Origin of the sequence: Rhodanobacter sp. Root480 (assembly GCF_001426645.1) — a bacterium.
GTDB lineage: Bacteria > Pseudomonadota > Gammaproteobacteria > Xanthomonadales > Rhodanobacteraceae > Rhodanobacter > Rhodanobacter ginsenosidimutans.
Map to the genome: position 1 here is coordinate 645,170 of NZ_LMEX01000002.1, position 24,635 is coordinate 669,804.

General features: G+C 67.3%; 25 protein-coding genes. 18 read left to right on the plus strand and 7 right to left on the minus strand.

Features of this window, described 5'->3' with window-relative positions; translation table 11 throughout:
• Nucleotides 1–62 precede the first annotated feature (62 nt).
• Entirely contained in the window at nucleotides 63–773 is a 711-nt protein-coding gene (locus tag ASD22_RS09915) for a glutathione S-transferase (protein ID WP_056082488.1), read from the plus strand.
• A gap of 7 nt (nucleotides 774–780) precedes the next feature.
• On the opposite strand, the gene ASD22_RS09920 is transcribed toward ASD22_RS09915, so the two are convergent.
• Nucleotides 781–1,212: an EamA family transporter gene (locus ASD22_RS09920; protein WP_056082489.1), complete on the minus strand. Its 432-nt coding sequence runs from the start codon at nucleotides 1,210–1,212 to the stop codon at nucleotides 781–783.
• A gap of 51 nt (nucleotides 1,213–1,263) precedes the next feature.
• Nucleotides 1,264–1,737, minus strand: a complete 474-nt coding sequence (locus ASD22_RS09925; protein ID WP_056082493.1) for a DUF2782 domain-containing protein — start codon at nucleotides 1,735–1,737, stop codon at nucleotides 1,264–1,266.
• A 135-nt stretch (nucleotides 1,738–1,872) separates the two neighbouring features.
• Between ASD22_RS09925 and polA the strand changes: the two genes are divergently transcribed.
• The 4 genes from polA to ASD22_RS16695 all read left to right on the plus strand — a co-directional run bounded on the left by polA (nucleotide 1,873) and on the right by ASD22_RS16695 (nucleotide 8,446).
• On the plus strand, nucleotides 1,873–4,617 hold the full coding sequence (gene polA / locus ASD22_RS09930; RefSeq protein ID WP_056082495.1) for a DNA polymerase I: 2,745 nt from the start codon (nucleotides 1,873–1,875) through the stop codon (nucleotides 4,615–4,617).
• Between the two features lie 322 nt (nucleotides 4,618–4,939).
• Nucleotides 4,940–5,161: a hypothetical protein gene (locus ASD22_RS09935; protein ID WP_056082498.1), complete on the plus strand. Its 222-nt coding sequence runs from the start codon at nucleotides 4,940–4,942 to the stop codon at nucleotides 5,159–5,161.
• Between the two features lie 87 nt (nucleotides 5,162–5,248).
• Nucleotides 5,249–7,519, plus strand: a complete 2,271-nt coding sequence (locus ASD22_RS09940) for a 3'-5' exonuclease (RefSeq protein ID WP_056082501.1) — start codon at nucleotides 5,249–5,251, stop codon at nucleotides 7,517–7,519.
• Nucleotides 7,520–7,771: 252 nt separating this feature from the next.
• The gene (locus ASD22_RS16695; protein ID WP_156458985.1) at nucleotides 7,772–8,446 is read left to right on the plus strand and encodes a hypothetical protein; all 675 of its coding nucleotides are present in this window, start codon (nucleotides 7,772–7,774) and stop codon (nucleotides 8,444–8,446) included.
• 68 nt (nucleotides 8,447–8,514) lie between these two features.
• On the opposite strand, the gene ASD22_RS09950 is transcribed toward ASD22_RS16695, so the two are convergent.
• The 3 genes from ASD22_RS09950 to ASD22_RS09960 form a co-directional block, all read right to left on the minus strand.
• Nucleotides 8,515–9,771, minus strand: coding sequence for a heme biosynthesis HemY N-terminal domain-containing protein (locus tag ASD22_RS09950; RefSeq protein WP_056082507.1), 1,257 nt, complete (start codon nucleotides 9,769–9,771; stop codon nucleotides 8,515–8,517).
• Nucleotides 9,768–10,916, minus strand: coding sequence for a uroporphyrinogen-III C-methyltransferase (locus ASD22_RS09955; RefSeq protein ID WP_056082510.1), 1,149 nt, complete (start codon nucleotides 10,914–10,916; stop codon nucleotides 9,768–9,770). The genes ASD22_RS09950 and ASD22_RS09955 overlap by 4 nt, the downstream gene beginning before the upstream one ends.
• Before the next feature lie 180 nt (nucleotides 10,917–11,096).
• Entirely contained in the window at nucleotides 11,097–11,891 is a 795-nt protein-coding gene (locus ASD22_RS09960) for a uroporphyrinogen-III synthase (RefSeq protein WP_056082512.1), read from the minus strand.
• A 63-nt stretch (nucleotides 11,892–11,954) separates the two neighbouring features.
• On the opposite strand from ASD22_RS09960, the gene ASD22_RS09965 reads away from it, so the two are divergent.
• From ASD22_RS09965 to ASD22_RS09975, 3 genes are all read left to right on the plus strand, one after another.
• Nucleotides 11,955–12,455 (plus strand): YiiD C-terminal domain-containing protein, encoded by a 501-nt coding sequence (locus tag ASD22_RS09965; RefSeq protein WP_082520261.1) that lies wholly within the window; start codon nucleotides 11,955–11,957, stop codon nucleotides 12,453–12,455.
• Between the two features lie 68 nt (nucleotides 12,456–12,523).
• Nucleotides 12,524–12,931, plus strand: coding sequence for a hypothetical protein (locus tag ASD22_RS09970; RefSeq protein ID WP_056082516.1), 408 nt, complete (start codon nucleotides 12,524–12,526; stop codon nucleotides 12,929–12,931).
• 88 nt (nucleotides 12,932–13,019) lie between these two features.
• On the plus strand, nucleotides 13,020–13,466 hold the full coding sequence (locus tag ASD22_RS09975) for a rhodanese-like domain-containing protein (RefSeq protein ID WP_056082518.1): 447 nt from the start codon (nucleotides 13,020–13,022) through the stop codon (nucleotides 13,464–13,466).
• Between the two features lie 30 nt (nucleotides 13,467–13,496).
• On the opposite strand, the gene ASD22_RS09980 is transcribed toward ASD22_RS09975, so the two are convergent.
• Nucleotides 13,497–14,549 carry a 2Fe-2S iron-sulfur cluster-binding protein gene (locus ASD22_RS09980; protein ID WP_056082521.1) on the minus strand — a complete coding sequence of 351 codons (1,053 nt, stop codon included), beginning with the start codon at nucleotides 14,547–14,549 and terminating at the stop codon, nucleotides 13,497–13,499.
• A gap of 120 nt (nucleotides 14,550–14,669) precedes the next feature.
• Between ASD22_RS09980 and ASD22_RS09985 the strand changes: the two genes are divergently transcribed.
• The 8 genes from ASD22_RS09985 to ASD22_RS10020 all read left to right on the plus strand — a co-directional run bounded on the left by ASD22_RS09985 (nucleotide 14,670) and on the right by ASD22_RS10020 (nucleotide 21,122).
• Entirely contained in the window at nucleotides 14,670–15,110 is a 441-nt protein-coding gene (locus ASD22_RS09985; RefSeq protein ID WP_056084129.1) for a hotdog fold thioesterase, read from the plus strand.
• Between the two features lie 46 nt (nucleotides 15,111–15,156).
• Nucleotides 15,157–16,119, plus strand: coding sequence for a serine/threonine protein kinase (locus ASD22_RS09990; RefSeq protein ID WP_056082524.1), 963 nt, complete (start codon nucleotides 15,157–15,159; stop codon nucleotides 16,117–16,119).
• An 81-nt stretch (nucleotides 16,120–16,200) separates the two neighbouring features.
• On the plus strand, nucleotides 16,201–16,743 hold the full coding sequence (locus ASD22_RS09995) for a DUF1190 domain-containing protein (protein WP_056082527.1): 543 nt from the start codon (nucleotides 16,201–16,203) through the stop codon (nucleotides 16,741–16,743).
• Entirely contained in the window at nucleotides 16,743–17,924 is a 1,182-nt protein-coding gene (locus tag ASD22_RS10000) for a glutathionylspermidine synthase family protein (protein ID WP_056082530.1), read from the plus strand. The genes ASD22_RS09995 and ASD22_RS10000 overlap by 1 nt, the downstream gene beginning before the upstream one ends.
• 54 nt (nucleotides 17,925–17,978) lie before the next feature.
• Complete coding sequence (locus tag ASD22_RS10005; protein WP_056082532.1) at nucleotides 17,979–18,413, plus strand: hypothetical protein; 435 nt, start codon at nucleotides 17,979–17,981, stop codon at nucleotides 18,411–18,413.
• 25 nt (nucleotides 18,414–18,438) lie between these two features.
• Nucleotides 18,439–18,774: a VOC family protein gene (locus tag ASD22_RS10010; protein ID WP_056082535.1), complete on the plus strand. Its 336-nt coding sequence runs from the start codon at nucleotides 18,439–18,441 to the stop codon at nucleotides 18,772–18,774.
• A gap of 49 nt (nucleotides 18,775–18,823) precedes the next feature.
• Nucleotides 18,824–19,996, plus strand: a complete 1,173-nt coding sequence (locus ASD22_RS10015) for a class I SAM-dependent rRNA methyltransferase (protein WP_056082538.1) — start codon at nucleotides 18,824–18,826, stop codon at nucleotides 19,994–19,996.
• Nucleotides 19,997–20,051: 55 nt separating this feature from the next.
• On the plus strand, nucleotides 20,052–21,122 hold the full coding sequence (locus ASD22_RS10020) for a DNA topoisomerase IB (RefSeq protein ID WP_056082541.1): 1,071 nt from the start codon (nucleotides 20,052–20,054) through the stop codon (nucleotides 21,120–21,122).
• An 8-nt stretch (nucleotides 21,123–21,130) separates the two neighbouring features.
• Here the strand turns inward: ASD22_RS10020 and ASD22_RS10025 are convergent, their stop codons facing one another.
• Nucleotides 21,131–22,324: an FAD-dependent oxidoreductase gene (locus tag ASD22_RS10025; protein WP_056082544.1), complete on the minus strand. Its 1,194-nt coding sequence runs from the start codon at nucleotides 22,322–22,324 to the stop codon at nucleotides 21,131–21,133.
• A gap of 122 nt (nucleotides 22,325–22,446) precedes the next feature.
• Here ASD22_RS10025 and rmuC point away from each other — a divergent pair, with 122 nt between their 5' ends.
• Both rmuC and folE read left to right on the plus strand, forming a co-directional pair.
• Nucleotides 22,447–23,892 carry a DNA recombination protein RmuC gene (gene rmuC, locus ASD22_RS10030; protein WP_056082547.1) on the plus strand — a complete coding sequence of 482 codons (1,446 nt, stop codon included), beginning with the start codon at nucleotides 22,447–22,449 and terminating at the stop codon, nucleotides 23,890–23,892.
• 100 nt (nucleotides 23,893–23,992) lie between these two features.
• On the plus strand, nucleotides 23,993–24,595 hold the full coding sequence (gene folE / locus ASD22_RS10035) for a GTP cyclohydrolase I FolE (RefSeq protein WP_007081559.1): 603 nt from the start codon (nucleotides 23,993–23,995) through the stop codon (nucleotides 24,593–24,595).
• Nucleotides 24,596–24,635 lie beyond the last annotated feature (40 nt).

Consider the following 24,635-nt stretch of genomic DNA (forward strand, 5'->3'; position numbering starts at 1 on the left):
CTGCGCTCACGCGCTGTTGAAGCTTTTAGTCACAGCATTGGTGCCCCAGACGGGAGGCTGCCATGCGCTATGCGTTGTATTACTGGTCGGGTATCCAGGGCCGCGGTGAATTCATCCGGCTGGCACTGGAAGACGCCGGCGCCGATTACGACGACGTAGCCCGCGACCAGGGCGACGATGCCATGACGCCCTTTCTCGAAGGCAAACACGAAGGCGCGCTGCCATTCGCGCCACCGTTCCTCAAAGCGGGCCGGCTGGTGATCGCGCAGGTGGCGGAAATCCTGCAATACCTGGGGCCACCGCTGAAGCTGGTGCCCGACGGGGACTCGCGTCGGCTGTACGCGCACCAGTTGCAGCTGACCATCACCGACGTCGTGGCCGAGATCCACGACAGCCATCATCCGATAGCCAGCAGCCTCTATTACGAGGACCAGCGCAGCGAAGCACGACGCCGCGCCAAAGACCTGCGCGAAAACCGCCTGCCGAAATTCCTGGGCTATTTCGAGCAGGTGCTGGAACGCAACGGTGGCCGGCATGCGCTGCGCCAGCACTCGTACGTCGACTTGTCGTTGTTCCAGTTGATGAGCGGCCTGGACTACGCCTTTCCCCGCGCGATGCAGCGATTGAAGCGCGAACTGCCGCTGCTGTGCGCGTTGAGCCAGCGCGTGGCGGAGCGGCCGCGGATTGCCGCCTACCTGGCATCGCCGCGCCGCCTGGCGTTCAACAAGGACGGCATTTTCCGCCACTACCCGGAACTGGACGACCCGCGCTGACCTGCGCTCAGAACAGCGCGATCACCATCGCGCCGGCCACGATCAGCACGCCACCGATCAGCAGCGGCCAGCTTGGCCGTTCGCCCAGGAACACCAGCCCCAACACGATCGCCAGCGCCACGCTGAGCTTGTCTATCGGCGCCACCTTGCTCACCGGGCCGAGTTGAAGCGCGCGGTAGTAGCACAACCACGACAAGCCGGTGGCGATGCCGGACAACACCAGGAACAGCCAGCTGTGCAGCGGCAGGCCGGCAGGCCTGGCCCATTCGTGGCGCAGGCTGAGAATGCCGGCGGTGACCACAAGAATCACCACGGTGCGGATGAACGTGGCGAGGTTGGAGTTGATACCGACCACGCCGAGCTTGCCGAACAACGCAGTCAGCGCCGCGAACAACGCCGAGCCCAACGCAAACAGCAACCAGCTTTCACGCAATGGCATGGCGCGTCTCCGCTTCCAGTTGTCGCTCCTGGGCTTACGCGGTCAGGACGATCAGCGGCCGGTGTCGGCGGGGGTCGAGTCATCCGTGGCCGGCGGGCTCTTGCCCCACTCCAGCACCTTGTACATCACCGGGCGGGTGGGCTTCTGGCCGTGCTCATCCACCAGCCGGCCCTGCGGGTCGACGGTGTAGGTGTGGGGAATGCCGGTTTTCGGCGTCACCACCACCATGTAGAGCTGGCCGTTGCGGCGGTATTCCTGGATGGTGTTGTCGCCCTCCTTGCGCACGGCGACGTCGGGCAGCGCATCGCTGGTGTCCGGCGCCGCAACCACGTTCGCCTGCGTTGACGGCACCGCGTGTGGCTTCAGGTCGAGCGGCTTTCTAGCGGGCGTGGCGGCGGGAGCCGTGGCGTGCACGCCCGGATCGTTGATGCCCGGCGGTGGCAGCGCCTTGGTCGGCGGTGTCTGCGCGAACGCGCTGGCGGCGAACAGCAAGCTGGAGGTGGCCAGCAGGACAACGGATTTCATGACGGTATCCTCGATCGGAGCCCGCAGAATAACAGCGCCCATGCCCGCCAACCGTGAAGCGCAGCTGGCCACGCGTGCGAGAATGATCGGCCAACGGCCAGCGCGAAGCCGGCCGCCAGCAACGGTTGCCCTGTCATGCCCAAACTTGTCCTGATCGACGGCTCGTCCTACCTGTACCGCGCGTTCCACGCGTTGCCGCCATTGACCAACGAATTCGGCGAGCCTACCGGCGCGCTGTTCGGCGTGGTCAACATGCTGCGCGCCACCTTGCGCGAGGCGCCGGATTACCTGGCGTTTGTCTGCGACGCGCCCGGCCCCACGTTCCGCAACGAGCTGTACGACCAGTACAAGGCCAACCGCCCGTCGATGCCTGACGACCTGCGCAGCCAGGTGCAGCCGATGCTGGCGATCGTGGGCGCGCTGGGCTTCCCCATCCTGTGCGAGAGCGGCGTCGAGGCCGACGACGTGATCGGCACCATCGCGCTGCAAGCGCAGGCGCAAGGCATCGAGGTGGAGATTTCCACCGGCGACAAGGACCTGGCGCAACTGGTCGGATCGCAGGTGACGCTGGTCAACACGATGACCAATACCACGCTCGACATCGAGGGCGTCACCGCGAAATTCGGCGTGCCGCCCGAGCGCATCATCGATTTCCTGGCGCTTACCGGCGACACCGTGGACAACGTGCCGGGTGTCAACAAATGCGGCCCCAAGACCGCCGCCAAATGGCTGGCCGAATACGGCTCGCTGGATGGCGTGATGGCCAACGCCGACAAGGTCGGCGGCAAGATCGGCGAATACCTGCGCGACGCGCTGCCGCAGCTGCCGCTGTCGCGCGAGCTGGTCACCATCAAGACCGACGTGCCGCTGCCACTGGCGCCCACCGACCTCACCCTGCGCGAACGCGACACCGACACCCTGCGCGCGCTGTTCACCCGCTACGGTTTCAAGGCGGCGCTGAAGGATCTGGACGCGGAAGCCGGCGGTAGTAACGTGGTGGTCGAAGTGGTGGCGGTCACGGCCGCTGCCCAAACGCCCGCTGCCTCCGACGCGCCCGACCCTTCGCTGTCGCAGCCGGGCGAATACGAACTGGTGACCACGCCCGAACAGTTCGCGATCTGGCTGCAGCGACTGCACGACGCCGAGCTGATCGCGTTCGACACCGAAACCACCAGCATCGACGCGATGCGCGCCGACATGGTCGGCATCAGTTTTTCGGTGGAGCTGGGCAAGGCCTGCTATATCCCGCTGGCCCACGACTATCCCGGCGCACCCGCGCAGCTCGATCGCGACACGGTGGTGCGCGCACTGAAGCCTATTTTTGAAGACCCGGCCAAGCCCAAGCTGGGCCAGCATGCGAAGTACGACATCAACATCCTGTCGCACTACGGCGTCACGGTGCAGGGGCTGAAGTACGACTCCATGCTGGAGTCCTACATCTGGAACGCCACCGCCACGCGCCACGACATGGATTCGCTGGCGAAGAAATACCTGGGCTACGACACCGTCAAATACGAAGAGGTGGCCGGCAAGGGGGCGAAGCAGATCTCGTTCTCGCAAGTGGATCTGGACACCGCCTGCCGCTACGCCGCCGAGGACGCGGACATCACCTGGCGCCTGCACCACGCGCTGTGGCCGAAGCTGCAGGTGGAACCCAGCCTGCGCAGCGTGTACGAGGACATCGAGATTCCGCTGGTGCCGGTGTTGGCGGCGATGGAGCGGCGCGGCGTGCTGATCGACGGCGACGAGCTGCGCCGGCAGAGCCAGCAACTGGGCAAGCGCATGCTGGAATTGCAGCAGCAATGCCACGGCCTGGCCGGGCGCGAGTTCAACCTCGATTCGCCCAAGCAGCTGCAGGCAATCCTGTTCGACAAGCTGGGCCTGCAGGCGAAACTGAAAACGCCGAAGGGCCAGCCATCGACCAACGAGGAGGCGCTGGAGGCGATCGCGGACATGCACGAGCTGCCGCGGCTGATCCTGGAATACCGCGGCCTGGCCAAGCTGCGTTCCACCTATACCGACAAGCTGTCCGGCATCGTCAATCCGCGCACCGGCCGCGTGCACACCAGCTACCACCAGGGTGCGGTGGCGACCGGGCGGATTTCCTCGTCCGACCCGAACCTGCAGAACATTCCGGTACGCACCGAGGAGGGCCGACGCATTCGCCAGGCCTTCATCGCGCCGCCCGGCTGGAAGGTGATGGCGGCGGATTACTCGCAGGTGGAGTTGCGCATCATGGCCCACCTGTCGGCCGACGAAGGCCTGCTGCGCGCCTTCCGCGAAGGCGGCGACGTGCATCGCGCCACCGCGGCGGAGGTGTTCGGCGTGGCACCGCAGGAGGTGACCACCAACCAGCGGCGCGCGGCCAAGGCGATCAACTTCGGCCTGATGTACGGTATGAGCGCGTTCGGCCTGGCCCGCGCGCTGGGCGTGGATCGCGGCGAGGCCAGCGATTACATCGGCCGCTATTTCACCCGCTATCCCGGCGTGCGCGGCTACATGGATGCCACCCGCGAGAAGGCCCATCGCGATGGCTACGTGGAAACCATCTTCGGCCGTCGGCTGTATCTGGAAAACCTCAACTCGCGCAATCACGGCCTGCGCCAGGGCGCCGAACGCGCCGCGGTGAATGCGCCGATGCAGGGCAGCGCCGCCGACATCATCAAGCGCGCGATGATCGCCATGGCCGGTTGGATCGACGACCGCGACGACGTGCACATGCTGATGCAGGTGCACGACGAACTGGTGTTCGAAGTGCGCGACGACGCCGTGGACACCGTGCGCGCCGCGGTGATCGAGCGGATGTCCGGCGCGGCGGAACTGGAGGTGCCGCTGTTGGTGGACGTGGGCGTGGGCGCGAATTGGGACGAGGCGCATTGATGGGGAGAGCGATTCCCATGGCGCACAACGGCTTGCAGGTTAACGTTCCGTAAGCATGAATCGGCTCTGAATTCTTTCGGCCATCGTGCAACTTTGTGGGCCCGGCGCGTTCCAATCCATCGGATGCACGCAATGGCATCCACGGTTGGCTCACCTCCCTGAACCACCCGACCGGAATGCGAGCCTCTCCCCTGGGCCTCGCCTTCCCCCGGCCCCGAAGGTCCCCCCTGGCCTTCGGGGCCTTTTTTGTGGCGCATCTCCACCTTTCCTGCACACCCTCGGCCGGCATACTCCTCTGCACATCCACAGAGGGGACGTATCCATGCGTATGGGACTGATCATCGCCGGCATCATTGTGCTGATTGCCGGCATCTGGGTAACCGTGGGCAATGCCAGCTACAAGGACACCGACACGGTGGCGCAGCTTGGGCCGGCCAAGATCGAAGCCACCCACGACCGCGCCGTGCCGCAATGGGTGGGTATCGCCGGCATCGTGGTCGGCGGCCTGCTGCTGGTGGGCGGCATCGCCAACAAGAAACGCTGATCTCGGAGCTTGGGAAGAAACGAAAAGCCGCCGCTTTTGCGGCGGTTTTTTTTCGTTTGCGGCGCAACGCGCCCTTACAATGGCGCGATGGATGTTTCGTACCTGATCGACCCGCTCAACGACGCGCAGCGCGAAGCCGTCTGCGCCCCGCCCGGCCACTACCTCGTACTTGCCGGCGCCGGTTCCGGCAAGACCCGCGTGCTCACTCACCGCATCGGCTGGCTGACCCAGGCCGAGCGTGTGCCGCCATGGGCGATCCTGGCCGTCACCTTCACCAACAAGGCCGCCGGCGAAATGCGCGCGCGGCTGGGTGCGCTGATCCCCGGCGGCACGCAGGGGCTCACCGTGGGCACCTTCCACGGCATCGCCCACCGCCTGCTGCGCCGGCACTGGCGCGAAGCCGGGCTGCCCGACACGTTCCAGATCCTCGACGCCGACGACCAGCTGCGTCTGGTCAAGCGCGTGGTCGCCGGCCTGGGCCTGGATGATGCCAAGTTCCCCGCGCGCCAAGCCAGCTGGCAGATCAACAACTGGAAAGACGAGGGCAAGCGCCCGCACGGCATCGAACACCGCGACCACCCCGTCACCCGCACCTTCGTGCAGATCTACCAGGCCTACGAAGACGCCTGCCGCCGCGCCGGGCTGGTCGATTTCGCCGAACTGCTGTTGCGTGCGCACGAACTGTGGCTGAAGGATCCCGCCGTGCTGGAGCATTACCAGCAGCGCTGGCGCTACCTGCTGGTGGACGAATTCCAGGACACCAACACGCTGCAATACGCATGGATTCGCGTACTGGCGGGCGCCACCGGCCAGGTGTTCGTGGTCGGCGACGACGACCAGGCGATCTACGGCTGGCGCGGCGCCAAGGTGGAAAACGTGCAGCAATTCCTGCGCGACTTTCCCGGTGCGCGCACCATCAAGCTGGAACAGAATTACCGTTCCACCTCCACCATCCTGAAAGCCGCCAACAGCGTGATCCAGCGCAACGGCAGCCGCCTGGGCAAGCAGTTGTGGACGGCGGGCGACGAGGGCGAACGCATCGCGCTGTATGCGGCCTACAACGAGCAGGACGAGGCGCGTTTCGTGATCGAACGCATCCGTGAATTCATCGCCGAGCACGGCGATGCGAAGGACTGCGCCATCCTGTATCGCTCCAACGCGCAGTCGCGCAACTTCGAGGAGCAACTGGTCCAGCGCAACATCGCCTACCGCGTTTATGGGGGCCAACGCTTCTTCGACCGCGCCGAGGTCAAGGACGCGCTGGCCTACCTGCGCCTCACCGCCAATCGCCATGACGACGCCGCGTTCGAGCGCGCAGTGAACACACCCACCCGCGGCATCGGCGATCGCACGCTGGATGCGCTGCGTCGCCGTGCCCGTCGCGAGGATGTCTCGATGTGGGAAGCCGCGTTGGGTGAATTGAGCAGCGGCGGCGAACTGGCGGGGCGAGCGAAGAATGCAGTGAAGGCGTTTCTTGGCCTGATCGATGAAATGGCGCGCAGCTTCACGGGAATCGGGAATGGGGAATCGGGAATCGATAAAACAGATACCACGCTTCCCGCTGTTGATCCTCCCATTCCCGATTCCCCATTCCTGATTCCCGTCCTTACCCTCGCCGAACAGATCGACCACGCCATCACCCACACCGGCCTGCGCGATTTCTACGAGAAAGACAGCCGCGGCAATGGCGAGGCACGCGTCGAGAACCTCGACGAGTTGATCAACGTGGCCAGCCGCTTCGAACGCACCGACGAAGACAACGAGCTGGGACTCAGCGAGCTGTCCGCCTTCCTGTCGCACGCCACCCTGGAAGCCGGCGAAAACCAGGGCGAGGCCGGCGACGATTGCGTGCAGTTGATGACACTGCACTCGGCCAAGGGCCTGGAATTCCCCGTGGTCTTCCTGGTCGGCATGGAGGAAGGCCTGTTTCCCAGCCAACGCTCGGTGGACGACGAAGGCCGGCTGGAGGAGGAGCGCCGCCTGGCCTACGTGGGCATCACGCGCGCCCGCGAAAAACTCATCGTTAGCCACGCCGAATCGCGGCGCATGCACGGCACCGAGATGCTGGCCCGCCCGTCGCGCTTCCTGGGCGAAATGCCGGCCGAACTGATCGACGAAGTCCGTCCGCGCGTCCACGTGACGCGCCCAATGTACGCCGGCCGCCCCAGCGAAGTTTCCTCGTCACTGGAAGAATCCCTGCCGGTGAAACTGGGCCAGCGCGTGAACCATCCCAGCTTCGGCGAAGGCGTGGTGATCAGCGCCGAAGGCAGCGGCGCGCACACCCGATTGCAGGTGAATTTCGAAGGCGCGGGCAGCAAGTGGCTGGTGGCGGCGTACGCCAACCTCACGCCGCTGTAAAACGGCTGAAGTGGCGCCGGCTTCTTGTTCTTGTGGGAGCGACTTCAGTCGCGATGCTTTTGCTCTGAAGCTTCCGAGCCAGGAGCATCGCGACTGAAGTCGCTCCCACTGGCCACTCCGGCAAGCGCAGCAACACTATGCACATCGCGATCGTCCGATGCCGTCGGCTGAATAACCTGACGCGTGCGGGAAACCGGGAACTTGGCGCGTGATCGAACAGTCTTCCAAGTCTGTGCCAGGGTAAGGCCGACTTTGAAAAGTGTGCCGGAAAATTCCCGCAATCTGCGCGATTCGGCCCGCCGTATCGCGATTCTGGTTGTGGTGATCGCCGGGCATCTTGGTGCGTCGATAGTGTTGTTGCAGCCAGCCGTCTTTCATCGGAGCCCTCGCCTCGTCAGGAATGATCCGCGGATGCTCAAGTTGCGCTTCCTGCCACGCCCACCAACACCGACACATCCGACAAGTCGTCCCGTTGTGGCGACTTTGCAGAGCCAGACGATGACGCCGGCAAGGCCGTTGTCGAAGCCGCGAGCGGTTCAGCGACCCGCACGGCCTGACGTGCAAACGGAAGAGTTTCCGTCCCTCGCGCTGCACCCGAGCGGAAGTGGCGACGATTTTCCCGACGACGGAGGCTTTCACGCGCGATTACGCCGTGCCCAACGCGCCTACGACGTTCGCGGGTTGCCTGGATTCCATACGTCTCTTGTGCCGGGCATCCGTCTGGTCGATCCGATGGATCAGGGCCTCGGCGCCGTGATGCGCACGGCGCAGCGCGCCCTTGGTATCCGAAGCAGCCATTGCATCGATGTCGATGTCCGGCGCCAGCTCACCCCGGAGGAGTTGAGTACGCGACATCTCTCGCCCGGCGATGTGGACAAAGCTGACGAGAAGTACGACTGCAACAGGCCGCCGGGGCTGCATTTCTGATCCGCGAAGAGGAGGCGCGCCAAGAGGCACGCCACGTCATCGCGGCATTTGTACAGATGTTCCGCTGATCACTCCCGCAAACGCGGCACGCCATGCACGTCGCGTTCTTCCACCGCCGTCGGGTGGGTGTCGGGGTAGGCCGGGTTGGCGGCCGGTGCCAGCGGTGCAACGGTTTCGCCGCGGGTTGCGGCCAGCGCGTTGCGATAGCAGCGCTGTGCATTGGTGAAGTCGCCCCGCCCTGCGAAGGCGTCGCCGGAGGCTTCCCAGGCGGCACCGCTGGGGGCGAGCGCCAGCGACCGGTCCAGGTATTGATGGGCCTTGCCCCACAGCTTCAGACGTACGCACATGCGGCCCAGGGTGAGCAGCAGGTTCGCGTCGTTCGGGTGTGCGTCCAGCCAGCTTTCGGCGCGATGCAGGCGCGCCTCGATGTCCTCGCCGGCCAGCGCGCCGTAGGTTTCGATCAGCAGTGGCGACCATTCGCGGCGCAGCGCGGATTCCACTTCGTCCATGGCCGGCAGGGTCAGGCCGAAGCTTGCGGCACGGCGGGCATACGCATCGATGATGGCGGGTACACGACGCTGCGCCTTGGGCAGCTGCGACCACAGCGTATTGAGCGTGGCGCCATCGGGGGCGGCGTTGATGGTGGCGGACAGCACCTGGATTTCCAGCGCGGCGTAGCCGCGCGTGCCCAGTGCGGCGCTTTTCTGCAGCGGCGCCAGGGCCTCGCGGGCGCGGCGCAGGTCACCGCTGGCCAGTGCGGCCAGTGCCAGTTCACGCCACCCGGCCGGTGCCAGGCTGCCCTTGTCCGCCTCGGGTGCCAGCAGGGCCAGCGCCTCGGCCGACTTGCCTTCGCGGCGCAATACGCGGGCCCGCAACACGCGTGCTGCCTGCGGCGCCGACTGCGCCGCCTGGTTGAGCGCTTCCAGCGCGCGACCGTGTTCGCCGCGGCGTGATGCGGCCTCGGCGGACGCCAGCAGAGCCGGGCCGCGCACGCTGGGCAGGCGCGAGGCGCGGTTCAGATCGCGCTCGGCGTCGCCATGGCGGCCTTCGAAAAGGGCGATGAGACCTTCGCCCAGGCGTTGCTGGCTGAGCCGCCGATGGCGTCGCGAGAGCGCGCCGAACGGCCAGCGCAGCAGCCGCCACGCCAGGCTGAGCAAGGCCCACACCAGTACCAGGATGACCACGGCCGCCACCACCGTGGTCTCCACCCGCCAGCCGCGCAGGCGCAGCAGGACGTAGCCGGGGTCTTCGGCAATCCAATGCCAGCCGAAGGCAGCCAGCGCCGCCACGACCACCAGCAGCAGGATCCAGCGCCAGAGCTTCATCGCCGCGCTCCGCCCGCCGCGGCGCTGCCCGAGCGCGCCGGTGCCGCGTTGCTGGCCGCATGGGCGGGGCCACTACCGCCCGCATTCAACGCATGCACGGCGCGCAGGTTGTGCAACTCGATCAGGGCCGCGCCCAACACCACTTCGTCGCCGGCAGGTCGCGCGGCGATGAGCTTCTTGATGGTGGCCCGCGCCTGCTGCACGGGGCTGGCATCGGGGTCGAACCAGGTGGACAGGCTGGCGTCCACCCGCTGCAACGCCTCGGCGTAGGCCTTGCCGTCATGGGCCAGCAAAGCGGCTTGCGCCTGGGCCAGGTCGATCGCGGTCAACTCGCGCGCAAAGCGCGCGTCGGCTACGGCCAGCGGGGCACCGTTATCACGCTGCACGCTGACCACGCTGGCGAGCGCGCGACCGATGCGCGCCCAGCCATCCGCCGCCGGCGCCGAGGCGGCGCTATCCAGCGGTTTCAGCGGCAACTGGGTGAACGTGCCGCGCAAGTCATTCAGCTGCTGCAGCGTGCTGGTCAGATCGACCGGCTGGCTCTTGGCCAGGGCGTCGCGCTCGGCATCGATGCTCTGGCGCAGACCGGTGAAAGCGCCATCGTCCACGCCCGCCAGGGTCTGGTCGGCCAGCGTGTACGCGGCGGCGGCGCCTTGCGCGTCATGGAACAGGGTGTAGCGCTCGCTGGCCATCCGCAGCAGCGATTCGGTTTCGTCCAGCAACATGGCGTCATGGCCGGACAGGCTCTTTTCCGCCAGCTGCGCCACCGCGTCCTCCAGATGCCGCGTGCGCTGGGCCTGGCTGAGCAGGCTTTCGCGCAGTGACTGGTTGACCTGCGCCGCCTCGTTGAGGCGATGGTCGACGCTGCCGCGCTCGCCGCTGATGGTGGCCACGGTGGTCTCCAGCGCGTCGATGCGCTGGGTCAGCGCCACGGCGCCGCGACGGCTGGCGTCGCTGCCCTGCTCCTGTTGCCACTGCCGCCAGCCCACGTACGCGGCCACGGCGATGGCGACCAGCGCCAGCAGGATCGCCAGCGCCAGCATGCCGCCACCGGGGCGCGCGGCGGCGGGAGTCCGGGCGGGACGTGCCGGCACGGGGTCGGGGCGGGAATCGCGGGGCGCAATCGGTTCGTCTGGAGTGGTCATAACGGCATGCTAAGAGGCTGGAAGGGAGAAAGCGAGCGAGGATGAAACGCGAAACGCCGCGCGCTTTTTCGACGTGGAAGGGTGGCTCATCGACGGCCCCGGCAGCACACCGCGCGCCGTGGCTACCGCCAGCGACCTTAACCCGTCAGCCTGGCGACCCGGCGTGAAGACAGCGGCAAGTCATTTGCCCATGGCCGCCGCCAGCAGGTCATCCGCCATCGCCGAAGCGGCCTGCCTGATCCGCGCAAAGCCGGCCGCGGCCGCGATGCCTGCCAACCGCTCGCTGCTCACCACCGCGGTGGTGGCGCACAGGCGGCTCAACGCGTCCGGCGGTAGCGCGGTGGCAAGGTTGTGCCAGCTCTCGGCGCTGGACAGCAGCAGCGACGCCGACGCCGACAATCGCCGCACGGCGTCGACATGGCGCCGGTCCAGCCGCGCCGGCACGCGTCGATAGACATGCACCTCGCGCAAGGCGGCGCCGCGCTCGGCCAGCGTCGTGCGCAAGATGCCGCGACCGCCGGGTGCACTGATCAGCGCGACGGCGCGGCCATCCAGCTCGCGCAGTTCAGCCAGCGCCAGCAAGCCCTCGCTGTCCTGCCGCTGCGGCGCACGCACGTCGTTGAAACCGTGGCGCCGCAATGCCCGGGCGGTGCCCTGGCCCACCGCCAGCACCAACCCGGCCGTTCGCGGCGGCGCCAGCGCCACGGCATAGCGCACCGCCGCCGGGCTGGTGAAAATCAGCACCTCGCCGGCGCATGCCGCCTGCCATTCCCGGCGCGCCGCGGCTTTGTCCACCACCTCGCGCAGGGCAAGCCCGGGCAGCAGCAGCGGCAGCCCGCCCAGCGCACGCACCTTGCGCGCGAGCCCCGCGCCACTGCCCACCGGGCGCGTGATCACCACCGTGCGGCCGCGCAAAGGCCCCGCCGGCGACGTGCCGGCAACAGCGCGCGCGTGATTCGATTCACCGATAATCATGGTGACCAGTGTAGCGGCGCCCTACACTATGCGGTTTGCTCCTTTGGTTTGGATTCCACCGACGTGACCTTGCCCGATACACCGTTGCTGGCCCGGCAGCTGATCCAGTTCATGCGCTCGACGATTCCGCTGGCCAAGGCCATGGATCTGCAGCTTGGCGGCTGTGACGCCGACAGCCTCACCCTGTTCGCGCCGCTGCAACCCAACATCAACGACAAGGGCTGCGCGTTCGGTGGCAGCCTGGTGAGCGTGATGACCCTCAGCGGCTGGGCCCTGGTCGAGTTGGCCCTGCGCCAGCGCGGCGATGATTGCGACGTTTTCGTGGGCGAATCGACGGTGCGCTACCTGAGCCCGGTGTGGGCCGACTTCACCAGCGTGGCCCGCTTGCCGGTCGATGTCAGCTGGACCAGCTTCTTCCGTTCACTGGACAGCCGCGGCAAGGCACGCATCGAGGTCAGCTGCTTGATTCCGGGCGACAACAGCAAGCCCGCCGCCACCCTGATCGCGCGCTTCGTGGCCAAACGCCGCGACGCGTCGGCGGCCGTCGCCGACGGCACGCACTGAGAGCCGCGCGCAGCGACGCACGTCTTGCGGCAGAATGCGGGGTATCGCGCTTGCCGGGGGAGCCATCCATGCGTCGCATCCTTATCGTCGTTGCCGCCGTCGTTTTGCTGGCCGGCTGTGCCACGGCCCAGCGCAAAGACGCGCTGACCAGCACCCTCAACACCTACGCCGCCACCTTGCGCTGGGGCAATTTCCAGAGCGCGCTGAAATTCGTCGACCCCAAGGTGCTGGAGACAAACCCGCCCACCTCATTGGACATGGCGCGCTACCAGCAGGTGCGCGTGAGCGACTACGACGAGGGCGCCGGCCCGAGCGTGGTGGCGGAAAACGAGGTGCAGCAGGTGGTGCAACTTCACCTGATCAACATCCACACGCAGTCCGAGCGCACCGTGATCGACCGCCAGACCTGGCGCTACGACCCTGAAGCGAAGCGCTGGTGGCTCACCAGCGGCCTGCCGGACGTCACCCAGGAATAAGCCCGGCCACGGCGGCGCTGCCGCCACGCTGCCCGTATAATCGCCGGTTCACCCGAACCCGCGCGGTCGCCGCGCCTGTGGACACACGATGAACGAAATACTGCACAAGCTGCCGGAATTTGTCGGCAACCACCTGGCCTTGTCGGCCCTGTTCGTGATTCTGCTGCTGGCGCTGATCGTGATCCAGGTCAGCATGCTTTTCAGCAAGACGCGCGAGCTGACCCCGGCCGGCCTGACCGCGCTGATCAACCGCGAAAGCCCGCTGATGATCGACCTGTCCGCGATCAACGATTTCGAGAAGCGGCACGTGCCCGGCGCCAAGCACCTGCCGATGAGCCAGTTCGACCCCGAGAAAAAAGACCTCGCCAACGCGCGCGACCTGCCCGTGGTGTTGATGGACAAGGACGGCCGCGGCAACGCGCCGAAGGCGGCGCAGCGGCTGGTGAAGGCCGGCTTCAGCAAGGTCCACATCCTCGCCGGTGGCGTGCTGGCCTGGCAGGCGGCGCAGTTGCCGATGGCCAAAGGCAACAAATAACCGCCGCGTGGCGGCGAAAAGCGCCGCCGGTCAGAAGCCGGTGAAACCCGCGCGACCGGTGATGATGCGCGCCAGCACCTCGGGCGCGTAATCGAACGAGTCGTAGTACAGCCGCTCTTCCGGCAGGCCCGCCTCGACGAAAAGCTGGTGGCCGGCGTCGATCATGGGCGGCGGGCCGCTCATGTAGAGATCGTGGCCGGACAGGTCCGGGTGATCGGCCAGCACCGCCTCGTGCACCAGGCCGGGCCGCTCGCCGGCACCCACGTCGGCCCCTGAAATCACCGCGTGGAAACGCACGTTTTGCGTGCTCGCCGCCCAGCGCTCGGCCAGCGGTCGCAGGTACAGGTCGGCCGCGCTGCGCGCGCCCCAGTACACGTCGATCGGGCGGCGCGAACCCAGCCCGATGAAGTGTTCGACGATGGCCTTGACCGGCGCAAAACCGGTGCCGCCGGCCATGAAGATCATCGGCCGCTCCGAATCCTCGCGCGGCACGAACGTACCCAACGGCCCTTCGATGCGCAGCCGGTCGCCGACCTGCAGCTTGCCGTCCACCCAGGAAGTGAACTCGCCGCCGTTCACGTGGCGCACGTGCAGCTCGATCATGCCGTCGTCCTGTGGACCGTTGGCGATCGAGAACGGACGATGCTGGCCATCGTCCAGCACCACATCAAGATACTGGCCCGGCAACCGCAGCAGGCGGCGCTCGCCGGGGGCCGGCACCAGGCGCAAGCCGATCACGCCGGACGCCAGCGTCCATTTCTCCACCACCATCACGCTGAGCTGGCGACGGGCGATGTCCTCGACCGAGGTGACCTCGCGCGCGCGCAGCAACATGTCGCTGGTGGCTACCGCCTGGCACGGCAGGATTGCGTGCTGCGCCAGCTCGCCCGCACTCAGTGCCAGCGGCGGATTGCTGGGATATTCACAACTGCCTTCCAGCATGATCGCCTTGCAGCTGCCGCACACGCCGGCGCGGCACGAATAGGGCAAGGCCACTCCGGCTTGTTGCGCCGCCCCCAATACGGTTTCACCAACGGCCACGGGAAACTGGCGGCCAGACGCTTGGAGAGTGACGGTAAACAAGGCAAGCCCCGAATGATCCGCTGCACGCGGCAGCGTAAATACAACGACACAGGTGACGTATCGCATTGCTGCGGCGATATCAGCGATCAACAATACGGTTTCGACCGAGAGGAAGCAACGATGAGCATCTGGAAACAGCCGACCGATCTGGCCCGCATCAACGGCTGGAGCAAGGCCACCATGATGGAGACCCTGGGCATCCGCTTTACCGCCGTCGGCGACGACTGGCTGCAGGGCACCATGCCCGTCGACCACCGAACCCACCAACCCTACGGACTGCTGCACGGGGGCGCCTCCGTGGTGCTGGCCGAGACGCTGGGCAGCACCGCGGCGATGCTGACGCTGGACCCGGAGAAGGAGGTGGCGGTCGGCCTGGACATCAACGCCAACCACGTCCGCGGCGTGCGCGAAGGCACCGTCACCGGCACCGCGCGCATGCTGCACCTGGGCCGCACCACGCAGGTGTGGGAGATCCGCATCGAAGGTGACAACGGCGTGCTGGTGTGCATTTCGCGCATCACCATGGCGGTGATCCCGGCACGTGTGGTGGCGCCGCGTTGAACGCGCCTCGCCACGCTCCACCCAACCTCTCGGCGTGCGGCACGCCATGACCGCGCAAGCACCCTATGCGCGGCTGAGCCCCGACCTGGTGCTCGATGCCGTCGGCGCCTGCGGCCTGCGGCCCGATGGCCGGTTGCTGGCGTTGAACAGCTACGAGAACCGCGTGTGGCAGGTGGGACTGGAAGCCACGGGCGACGCGCCGGCGACGCCGGTCATCGCCAAGTTCTACCGGCCCGGTCGCTGGAGCGATGCGGCGATCGAGGAGGAGCACACTTTCGCGCAGGAGCTGGCGAACGACGAGCTACCCGTCGTGGCGCCGCTGGCGTTTGATGGAAAGACGCTGCTGCACCACGACGGTTTTCGCTACGCGCTGACGCCGCGACGTGGCGGACGGGCGCCGTCACTGGAATCGGCCGAACAGCTGCAGTGGCTGGGTCGGTTGATCGCCCGCATGCACGTGGTGGGCGCGCGCCAGCCGTTCGTCCATCGCAGCCGGCTCGATCGCGACACGATGGTGCAGCAGCCGATGCAGGCCGTATTCACCTCCACATTGTTGCCTGCATCGCTGCAAGGCAACTACCGCGCGGCCGCCCATCGGCTGGATAACGCCATCGCGCAGCGACAGGAGGCAGTGGGCGCGGTGCGGCAGATCCGCCTGCACGGCGATTGCCATCCAGGCAATGTGTTGTGGACCGACAACGGCCCGCACTTCGTCGATTTCGACGACGCGCGCAGCGGCCCGGCGGTGCAGGATCTGTGGATGCTGGCCGGCGACGATGCGGCGATGGAGGCGCTGCTCGAGGGCTACCAGCAATTCCGCGATTTCGATCCCGGCGAGCTGGCGCTGGTCCCCGCGCTGCGTGCCATGCGCCAGCTGCACTACGCCGGCTGGATCGCCGAGCGCTGGCACGATCCCGCCTTCCCCACCGCCTTCCCATTCGCCGCCGAGCCGCGCTGGTGGGAGCAGCACGTGGCCGACCTGCACGAGTTGGCCGACGATCTGGAATAAGCGCCACGCGCGCGAAAACCGGGCTTTCCCCCACGCGCGCGAGCAGGCATGCTTGACCGGATACTTTCCCCGAGCATCCCCATGAAGCGATCCAAGACCGCCGCCCTGTTGCTGATGAGCGCGGCCCCCTTGTTGTTGACCGCCTGCGACAGCGAAAGCCCGGCGCGCGAAGGCCTGTACACCTCGGTCGAGGCCTGCGTGGCGCAGACCAACGACAGCTACACCTGCCAGCAGGCCTATGCCAAGGCCGAGCAGCAAGCCGCCACCACCGCGCCGCGCTTCGCCAATCGCGAGGAGTGCGAGGCCAACTACGGCAAGGAAAAGTGCGCCGAACGCAGCGACGGTGCCCAGCATTCGTTCTTCGGGCCACTGATGACCGGCTTCTTCCTGTCGCAGATGCTGTCGCGCAACGGCGCACCGATGAACGGTTTCAACAGCGGCCCGGCCTTCCGCGACAGCAGCGGCAGCTGGCAGCGCCCGGCCGCCGGCGGCGCGACCGGCGGCGTGTATCGCGGCAGCAGCCGCACGGCGATGGTGCCGATCAGCGCCACACCAAACCGCGCCGTCACCACCAGCCGCTCCGGCTTCGGCACCTCCGGCCACAGCCGCGGCTTCGGCGGCTGATGCGCCGCGTCGCCACGGCCGAGCGCCCCGACTGGCGCGACAAGGCCGCCGCGTGCGGCTTCGGTTTCCACACCATCGACGATGCGCCGTACTGGGACGAGTCGGCGTATTACGCGTTCAGCCTGCGCGAGATCGAGGATGATCTCGAAGCGCCCACCGAAGAGCTGCACACGATGGCGCTGGACATGGTCGACCGTATCGTCGGCAGCGAAGAACACATGCAGCAGCTGGCGATCCCCGAGCCGTACCGCGACTGGATCGCGCAGAGCTGGCGCGACCGCCAGCCGCACCTGTACGGCCGCATGGATTTCGCCTACGACGGCAGCGGCCCGGCCAAGCTGTACGAGCTGAACTACGACACCCCGACCTCGCTGTTCGAGGCGGCGTTCTTCCAGTGGCAATGGCTGGAAGACCAGCTGGCACGTGGCCAGTTGCCCGCCGGCAGCGACCAGTTCAATTCGATTTACGAAACCCTGGTGGAAGCGTTCGGCACCATCGCGCGCACCATCGCGCGGCCGTTCCATTTCGCCGCGGTACGCGACTCGATGGAAGACCAGGGCACCGTGGATTACCTGCGTGACTGCGCGCTGCAGGCCGGCATCGAATGCGGCGCGCTGGCGATCGAGGACGTCGGCGTCTCCGATGACGGCCGTTTCACCGATCTGGACGACAACGTGATCGGCTGCCTGTTCAAGCTGTATCCGCTGGAAGACATGTTCCGCGAATCGTTCGGCCAGCACCTGCCGCGTTCCGGCCTGCAGCTGATCGAGCCGCCGTGGAAGGCGCTGCTCAGCAACAAGGGCATCCTGCCGCTGCTGTGGGACGCGCACCGCGGCCACCCCAACCTGCTGCCGGCCGAGTTCGACAACGGCGGCGCGTTGCCGCGCGGCTGGGTGCGCAAGCCGCTGCACTCGCGCGAAGGCGCCAATATCGCGATGCACCTGGACGACGGCCGCGAGCTGCGTACCGACGGACCCTACCTGCATGGCGCGAGCATCCGCCAGGCCTGCCATCCGCTGCCCCGCTTCGACGGCCATTACCCGCTGATCGGCAGTTGGGTGGTCGGCGATCGCGCTTGCGGCATCGGTATCCGCGAGGACAGTTCGCTGATTACCAAGGACACCGCCCGCTTCGTGCCGCACCTCATCGTCGAGGAACCCAGCGGCGTGTTGATCGCGTAACCGCCCGCTGCGGCATCGGCTAAGCTCGTCGTCTTTTCTGGACAGGACCCAAGCGTGCGCACTCTTCTGTTCCGCCTGATCGGCATCTTCGAAATCGCTGGCGGCCTGTACGGCGCGGTGAAGATGTTGAACCGCCTGCTGCCGCTCGGCTCCCATGACAGCGTGCTGGCGCTGATCGGCCTGGCCGTGTTCACCTTCGTGCTGGTGGCCGGCGTGCTGCTGGTGGAGGGCAGCGAACAGGGCGTGCGGCTTTCACGCTGGGCGCAACTGCTGCAATTGCCGCTGATCGCCACGCCGGTGTTCAGCTATGCGCTGCACAGTGGTGCCTTCGTCAATGTGTTTGCCACCTTGCAGGCGACCCCGCGGCTGGGCATCGACTGGCATGTCGGCTCGCAGGGTTTCGTGCTTGCGGTGGCCGGGCCGTCGGTCTCGCGGCTGGGCATCAACCTGCTGGCGCTGCTGTCGTGGCTGGTGTTGCGATTGCGCTGATGCGTTCAACCCCGGAGAACCCGTGATGGCACGTCCCAACTACATCGAACTGCCGGCCAGCGACATCGCGGCCTCCAGGACGTTCTACAGCCAGGCCTTCGGCTGGGAACTGACGGATTTCGGCCCCAGCTACGCGGCGACCATGACCGGCGACGTGGACGTCGGCCTGCAGGGCGATCCGGCCGAGGCCACCCGCGCGCCGCTGCCGGTGATCGCGGTGGACGACCTCGAAGCCGCGCTGCTCGCGGTGACGGCCGCGGGCGCCAGCATCGTGCGCCCGATCTTCGCCTTCCCCGGCGGCCGGCGCTTCCAGTTCCTCGACCCGCATGGCAACGAGTTGGCGGTGGTCCAGGCTGACTGAGCACTTCGCGCAGCGCAGCTGGCACCCGGCCACCAGCTATCATGGGCGGATGAATGCTCCCGCCACGCTCCCCGTCATCCGCCTGAAATCCGACCGCAGCCCCGGCCATCCGTGGGTGTGGTCGGCACAGATCTACAAGCCCGAGTCGAAACTGCCGCCAGGCAGCGTGGTTGAGGTGCAGGACGCGAAGGGCCGATTCGTGGGCCGCGCGTTCTGGAACGGCCACGCGCGCATCGCACTGCGCCTGCTGGAAACGCATCCGGATGAAACCGTCGACGCCGCATGGGTCGCCGCGCGCATCGCCCGCGCCGTACAGCTGCGTCGCGACTGGTTGCAACTGGACAAGGTCAGCGACGCCTGGCGCGTGGTGCACAGCGAGGGCGACGGGCTTTCCGGCCTGATCGTCGACCGCTACGCCGACGTGCTGGTGATCGAGTATTTCGCCGCTGGCATGTGGAAGTTCCGCGAGGCCATCCACGCCGCGCTGCTCACGCATTTCCCCGGCGCGCAGTTGTACTGGTTCGCCGAATCACACGTGCAGAAGCAGGAATCCTTCGACTGCCGCAGCCCCGACGTTCCCGCCGCGTTCGAAGTGCACGAGCACGGCTTGCGCTTCCACGCTGCGCCCGGCTCCGGCCACAAGACCGGCTTCTTCGCCGACCAGCGCGACAACCGCAAGCGCTTCGCCGAGCTGGCCAAGGGTCGCCGCGTACTCGACCTGTGCTGCAACGCCGGCGGCTTCGCCGTGCATGCAATGGCGGCCGGCGCACGCGAGGCGGTGGGCGTGGATCTGGACGCGGGCATCCTCGACGTCGCCCGCGCGAATGCGCAGGCCAACAACGTGGCGGTGACGTTCGAGCAGGCCGACATCTTCGACTGGGTGCGTGCCGCGGTGGCGCGCGGCGAACAGTACGACGCGGTGATCCTGGATCCGGCAAAGCTCACCCGCGACCGCAACAAGGTGATGGACGCGCTGAAGAAATACTTCGCGATGAACCGCATGGCGCTGGACATCATCCCGCCCGGCGGCCTGCTGCTGACCTGCTCGTGCACCGGCCTGGTCGGCGAGAGCGAATTCCTGGAAATGCTGCGCCGGGTGGCACTCAACGCCGGCCGCGAGATCCAGGTGCTCGAAGTGCGCGGTGCCGGCGCCGACCATCCGTTCCGCACCGACGTACCCGAAGGGCGCTACCTGAAAGCGGTGTTCTGCCGGGTGGATTAAGGCGACGCCTTAAGGCTCACATCGGCTTGACCGTGGCCTCGCGCACCATCCGCGCATGGCCAGCTCTCCCGATGACATCGACCCCGCCTTGCGCCGCGAAGTGCGCGCCGCCGGCCTCGTCTACGTCCACGACGACCAGCCCGGCATCCGCCGGCAGCGGTGCGGCAAGGGATTCAGTTATCGCGACGCCGATGGCTGTTGTGTGCGCGACGCAGGCCATCTCCAACGCATCCGCGCATTGGCCATTCCGCCGGCCTACGTGGACGTGTGGATCTGCGCCAGCCCGCGCGGCCACCTGCAGGCCACCGGACGCGATGCGCGCCAGCGCAAGCAATACCGTTATCACGCGCAATGGCGGGCGCTGCGCGACCACGGCAAGTTCGATCGCGTGCTGGCCTTCGGTGCGGCGCTGCCGGGATTGCGCCGACGTGTGCGCCGCGACCTGGCCCGACCCGGCCTCCCCCGCGAAAAGGTGCTGGCCCTGGTCGTGCGGTTGCTCGACGACACCCTGATCCGCGTCGGCAACGAAGGCTATGCCCGCGACAACAAGAGCTACGGGCTGACCACCTTGCGCTCGCGCCACGTACGCGCCGAACGCGGCCGCCTGCGTTTCGCGTTCCGCGGCAAGAGCGGCCAGGAGCAGGAAGTGGAACTGAGCGACCGCCGCTTGGCGCGTATCGTGCGCCGCGTGCAGCAACTGCCCGGCCAACGCCTGTTCCAGTACCTGGACGACGACGGCCAACGGCAGCCGATCGACTCGGGTGAGGTGAATGACTACCTGCATGAGGCCTGCGGCGAGGACTTCAGTGCCAAGGACTTCCGCACCTGGGGCGGCACCGTGAACGCCGCCGGCGTGCTGGCGCGCACGCCGCTGCCCGAAACCGGCGGAGAGCGCGCCGTACGCAGCACGCTGGCCGCGGCGATCAAGGAGGTGGCCGCGATTCTCGGCAATACACCGGCGGTGTGCCGCGCCTCCTACATCCACCCGCTGATCCTGCAGGGCTGGCAGGACGGCAGCCTGCAGCAGGCCATCGCGCCCACCGTGGCGGCCCATCCGCGCCAGCTTGAACAACACACGCTGCGCTACCTGCGCCGCCAGCTGCGGCTTGCCCGTCGCGGCGGCTGAGGTGCGCCTCAGCCCGCAGCTGGCAATCGCCCGCGCAGACTCGCCGCGTCGAACGGGCCGGGTTCGGCCAGCAAGGCGCGGGCGGCGTCGACCTGATCCCACACGTTCCACAGCAGCACGCCGCGTACGCGGCCACCGTCGAGGTAATAGATCACGCCCTCGCGGTTGGGCTCGCGCCAGTCCTCGACCACCTGCAGCCGGGTGTCGAGCAGGCCCACCGCCTCGTAGCCCAGGTCGAACAGGTCCGAGTAGAAGAACGGTTGGCTGACGTAATCCTCGGCGACGCCGGCCATGGCGCGACCGGCGTGCCGGCCCATGCCGATGGCGGCATCCTCGTGTTCCACCCGCATGCGCCGGTCCAGCGCCACGCTGTGGAAATTGGCCACGTCGCCGGCGGCCCAGATATCCGCGTCGCTGCTGCGCAACTGCGCATCCACCACGATGCCGTTGTCGACGGTCAGGCCCGCCTGTTCGGCCAGGGCGGTGTCCGGTGTCACGCCGATGCCGGCCACCACCGCGTCCACACGCAAGGTGCCGCCTTCGGACAGCTCCAGCTCCACGCCACCGTCGACGGCGCGACCGCCAGTCACCTTGGTGCCCGCACGCAGTTCGACGCCGTGCTCGCGATAGTAGGCATCGAGATAACTGCACAACCCGTCCGGGTAGCGGCCCGCGCCGATCGACTTGCCGGGAAACAGCATCGTTACCTTGCAGCCGATGCCGCAAAGCGACGCGGCCAGTTCGCTGCCGATGAAGCCGCCGCCGATCACCGCGATGTGCGCGCCGGGTTTCGCATAGCGGCGCAACGCCTCGTAGTCGGCCAGGGTGCGGAAATCGATCAGCCGCTCGCCGCCATCGAAGCCCAGCGCGCGCGGCGTGGCGCCCGTGGCCAGCAACAGGCGGCGATAGCGATAGGTATCACCCTGTTCGTCGCGCGCCACGTGGGCCGCGCGATCCAGCGAGACGATGCGCCGGCCCAGGTGGAAGCTCGCCCCGGTCTTCGCCGTGGCCAGGTCGATGTCCGCCGGCGACTTGTCGCCCTTCCACAACGCCTTGCTCAGCGGCGGGCGCTGGTACGGCGGCGAGACATCATCGCCCACGATGCCGATATTCGCGCCGCGCTCGATCTCGGCAATGGCCTTGGCCGCCGCATCGGCCGCCATGCCGCCGCCGATGATCAGGTAATCGTGTACGTATTCCATGATGTTCTCCTGGCTGACGTCAGCCCATGATGCGCCTAGTGACGGCGGCGGAGCGGCAAGCCCGACGCAGCTGGTGAGACGGCGCGACGTACACTGGATGCATCTACCCGGGAAAACGTTCCATGCCGCTCATCCAGATCCTGCTGATTCTCCTCGTTGTGCTGGTCGCCGCCGTGCTGCTGCTTCAGGTGGTGGCGCTGCTGCGCGGCCGCGGCGATCCCGGCCTGGGCGTGAAACTCGACGCCCTCAAGGATGACAGCGCTCGCGTGGAACGCACCCTTCGCGAGGAGCAGCGCGCCGGCCGCGAGGAGTTGCAGCAAGGCTTCGACCGCTTTCGGGGCCACCTGGGTGAACAACTCGGCAACGCCTCGCAACAGCAGGCCGAGCGCATCGAAGGCTTCGGCCAGCGCCTGACCCAGCTCACCGAACGCACCGACAACGGCCTGCAGTCCCTGACCCAGCGCCTCATCGACGACGCCCGCAAGGGCCGCGAGGAAGTCGCCGCCACGCTCAACCGGCTGGGCGAACAGCAACAGCAGCGGCTGGCCGCGCTCACCGCCGACAACGAAAAACGCATGGGCGAGATGCGCGCCACGCTGGAGGCCAAGCTTGGCGCGATCCAGCAGGACAACGCCGCGAAACTCGAACAGATGCGCGCCACCGTCGATGAAAAACTGCACGCCACGCTGGAAACGCGCCTGGGCGAATCGTTCAAGCTGGTGTCCGAACGACTCGAAGCGGTGCAGCGCGGCCTGGGCGAAATGCAGAACCTGGCCACCGGTGTAGGCGACCTCAAGCGCGTGCTGACCAACGTGAAGAAACGCGGCATCTTCGGCGAGGTGCAGCTGGGCGCACTGCTCGAGGACATGCTCACCGCCGAGCAGTACGCCTCCAACGTCATCACCATTCCGGGCAGCAACGACCGGGTGGAGTTCGCCATCCGCATGCCGGGCCAGGACGAAGGCGACCACGTCTACCTGCCGATCGACGCGAAATTCCCGGTCGAGGATTACCAGCGCCTGCTCGACGCGCAGGAGGTCTCCGACGCCGAAGGCGCGCTGGCCGCCGGGCGCGCACTCGAACTGCGCGTGCGCGAGGAGGCCAAACGCATCCACGGCAAATACGTGGCGCCGCCGCACACCACCGATTTCGCCGTGCTGTACCTGCCCACCGAAGGCCTCTACGCCGAAGTGATCCGCCGCCCCGGCCTGTTCGAAAACCTGCAACGCGAGCACCGCGTCACCGTCGCCGGCCCCACCACGCTGAGCGCCCTGCTCAACAGCCTGCAGATGGGCTTCCGCACCCTGGCCATCGCCAAACGCTCCAGCGAGGTCTGGAAAATCCTCGGCGCGGTAAAGAACGAATTCGGCAAGTTCGGCACGGTGCTGGACCGAACCCGCAAACAACTCGACGCCGCCCGCAACAGCATCGACAGCGCCGGCCAGCGCACCCGCGCCATCGAACGCAAACTGCGCGACGTGGAATCCTTGTCCGGCGGCGCCGGCGAGGCGTTGCTGGAAGACATGCCAGCCTTGGACGATGGCACCGAGGACGCGGGCGACGATTGAGGGCACGTACCCCGCGGATCACACCCCGCGGCGGGCACGCCACGGCCAGACCCGGCCCGCATGCGGGTAAACTGCCCGCTCGATCATTCAAGGATCCGGCATGAGCGACCACGCCAACCAACCCGATGTCACCCGCGAGCAGGCCGAAGAGGCAGTCCGCACCCTGCTGCGCTGGGCCGGCGACGATCCCGCGCGGGAGGGTCTGATCGACACGCCCAAGCGTGTGGCCAAGGCTTACCGCGACTGGTTTTCCGGCTACGAATCCGATCCGGCCGAGTTCCTGCTGCGCACCTTCGAGGAGGTGGGCGGTTACGACCAGATGGTGGTGCTGCGCGATATCCAGTTTGAAAGCCACTGCGAGCATCACCTGGCGCCGATCATCGGCCGCGCCCATGTCGGCTACATGCCGACCAACCGCGTGGTCGGCATCAGCAAGCTGGCGCGCGTGGTCGACGGTTTCGCACGGCGGCTGCAGGTGCAGGAGAAGCTCACCGCGCAGATCGCCCACTGCATCCAGGAAACCCTGCAGCCGGCCGGCGTGGCGGTGGTGATCGACGCCAGCCACGAATGCATGACCACCCGCGGCGTGCACAAGCGCGGCGTGTCGATGGTCACCAGCCAGATGCTGGGCTCGTTCCGCGACGACGCCCGCACACGGATGGAGTTTCTGCAGTTCATCGGCCTGCAGGGCGGCCATCACTGAAGAGTTTCCGGCACCGGCCGATGAGGAGCCACCGGCTGTA

Coding starts and splice junctions, on each gene's coding strand:
- ASD22_RS09935 (WP_056082498.1), top strand. CDS start 4,940: ATGCGTATGGGACTGATCATCGCCGGCATCATTGTGCTGATTGCCGGC.
- ASD22_RS09915 (WP_056082488.1), top strand. CDS start 63: ATGCGCTATGCGTTGTATTACTGGTCGGGTATCCAGGGCCGCGGTGAA.
- ASD22_RS09925 (WP_056082493.1), bottom strand. CDS start 1,737: ATGAAATCCGTTGTCCTGCTGGCCACCTCCAGCTTGCTGTTCGCCGCC.
- ASD22_RS10025 (WP_056082544.1), bottom strand. CDS start 22,324: ATGGAATACGTACACGATTACCTGATCATCGGCGGCGGCATGGCGGCC.
- ASD22_RS10000 (WP_056082530.1), top strand. CDS start 16,743: ATGCGCCGCGTCGCCACGGCCGAGCGCCCCGACTGGCGCGACAAGGCC.
- ASD22_RS09975 (WP_056082518.1), top strand. CDS start 13,020: ATGAACGAAATACTGCACAAGCTGCCGGAATTTGTCGGCAACCACCTG.
- ASD22_RS09960 (WP_056082512.1), bottom strand. CDS start 11,891: ATGATTATCGGTGAATCGAATCACGCGCGCGCTGTTGCCGGCACGTCG.
- polA (WP_056082495.1), top strand. CDS start 1,873: ATGCCCAAACTTGTCCTGATCGACGGCTCGTCCTACCTGTACCGCGCG.
- ASD22_RS09920 (WP_056082489.1), bottom strand. CDS start 1,212: ATGCCATTGCGTGAAAGCTGGTTGCTGTTTGCGTTGGGCTCGGCGTTG.
- ASD22_RS09985 (WP_056084129.1), top strand. CDS start 14,670: ATGAGCATCTGGAAACAGCCGACCGATCTGGCCCGCATCAACGGCTGG.
- ASD22_RS09990 (WP_056082524.1), top strand. CDS start 15,157: ATGACCGCGCAAGCACCCTATGCGCGGCTGAGCCCCGACCTGGTGCTC.
- ASD22_RS09950 (WP_056082507.1), bottom strand. CDS start 9,771: ATGAAGCTCTGGCGCTGGATCCTGCTGCTGGTGGTCGTGGCGGCGCTG.
- folE (WP_007081559.1), top strand. CDS start 23,993: ATGAGCGACCACGCCAACCAACCCGATGTCACCCGCGAGCAGGCCGAA.
- ASD22_RS09995 (WP_056082527.1), top strand. CDS start 16,201: ATGAAGCGATCCAAGACCGCCGCCCTGTTGCTGATGAGCGCGGCCCCC.
- ASD22_RS09970 (WP_056082516.1), top strand. CDS start 12,524: ATGCGTCGCATCCTTATCGTCGTTGCCGCCGTCGTTTTGCTGGCCGGC.
- ASD22_RS09955 (WP_056082510.1), bottom strand. CDS start 10,916: ATGACCACTCCAGACGAACCGATTGCGCCCCGCGATTCCCGCCCCGAC.
- ASD22_RS10010 (WP_056082535.1), top strand. CDS start 18,439: ATGGCACGTCCCAACTACATCGAACTGCCGGCCAGCGACATCGCGGCC.
- ASD22_RS09940 (WP_056082501.1), top strand. CDS start 5,249: ATGGATGTTTCGTACCTGATCGACCCGCTCAACGACGCGCAGCGCGAA.
- ASD22_RS10020 (WP_056082541.1), top strand. CDS start 20,052: ATGGCCAGCTCTCCCGATGACATCGACCCCGCCTTGCGCCGCGAAGTG.
- ASD22_RS10015 (WP_056082538.1), top strand. CDS start 18,824: ATGAATGCTCCCGCCACGCTCCCCGTCATCCGCCTGAAATCCGACCGC.
- rmuC (WP_056082547.1), top strand. CDS start 22,447: ATGCCGCTCATCCAGATCCTGCTGATTCTCCTCGTTGTGCTGGTCGCC.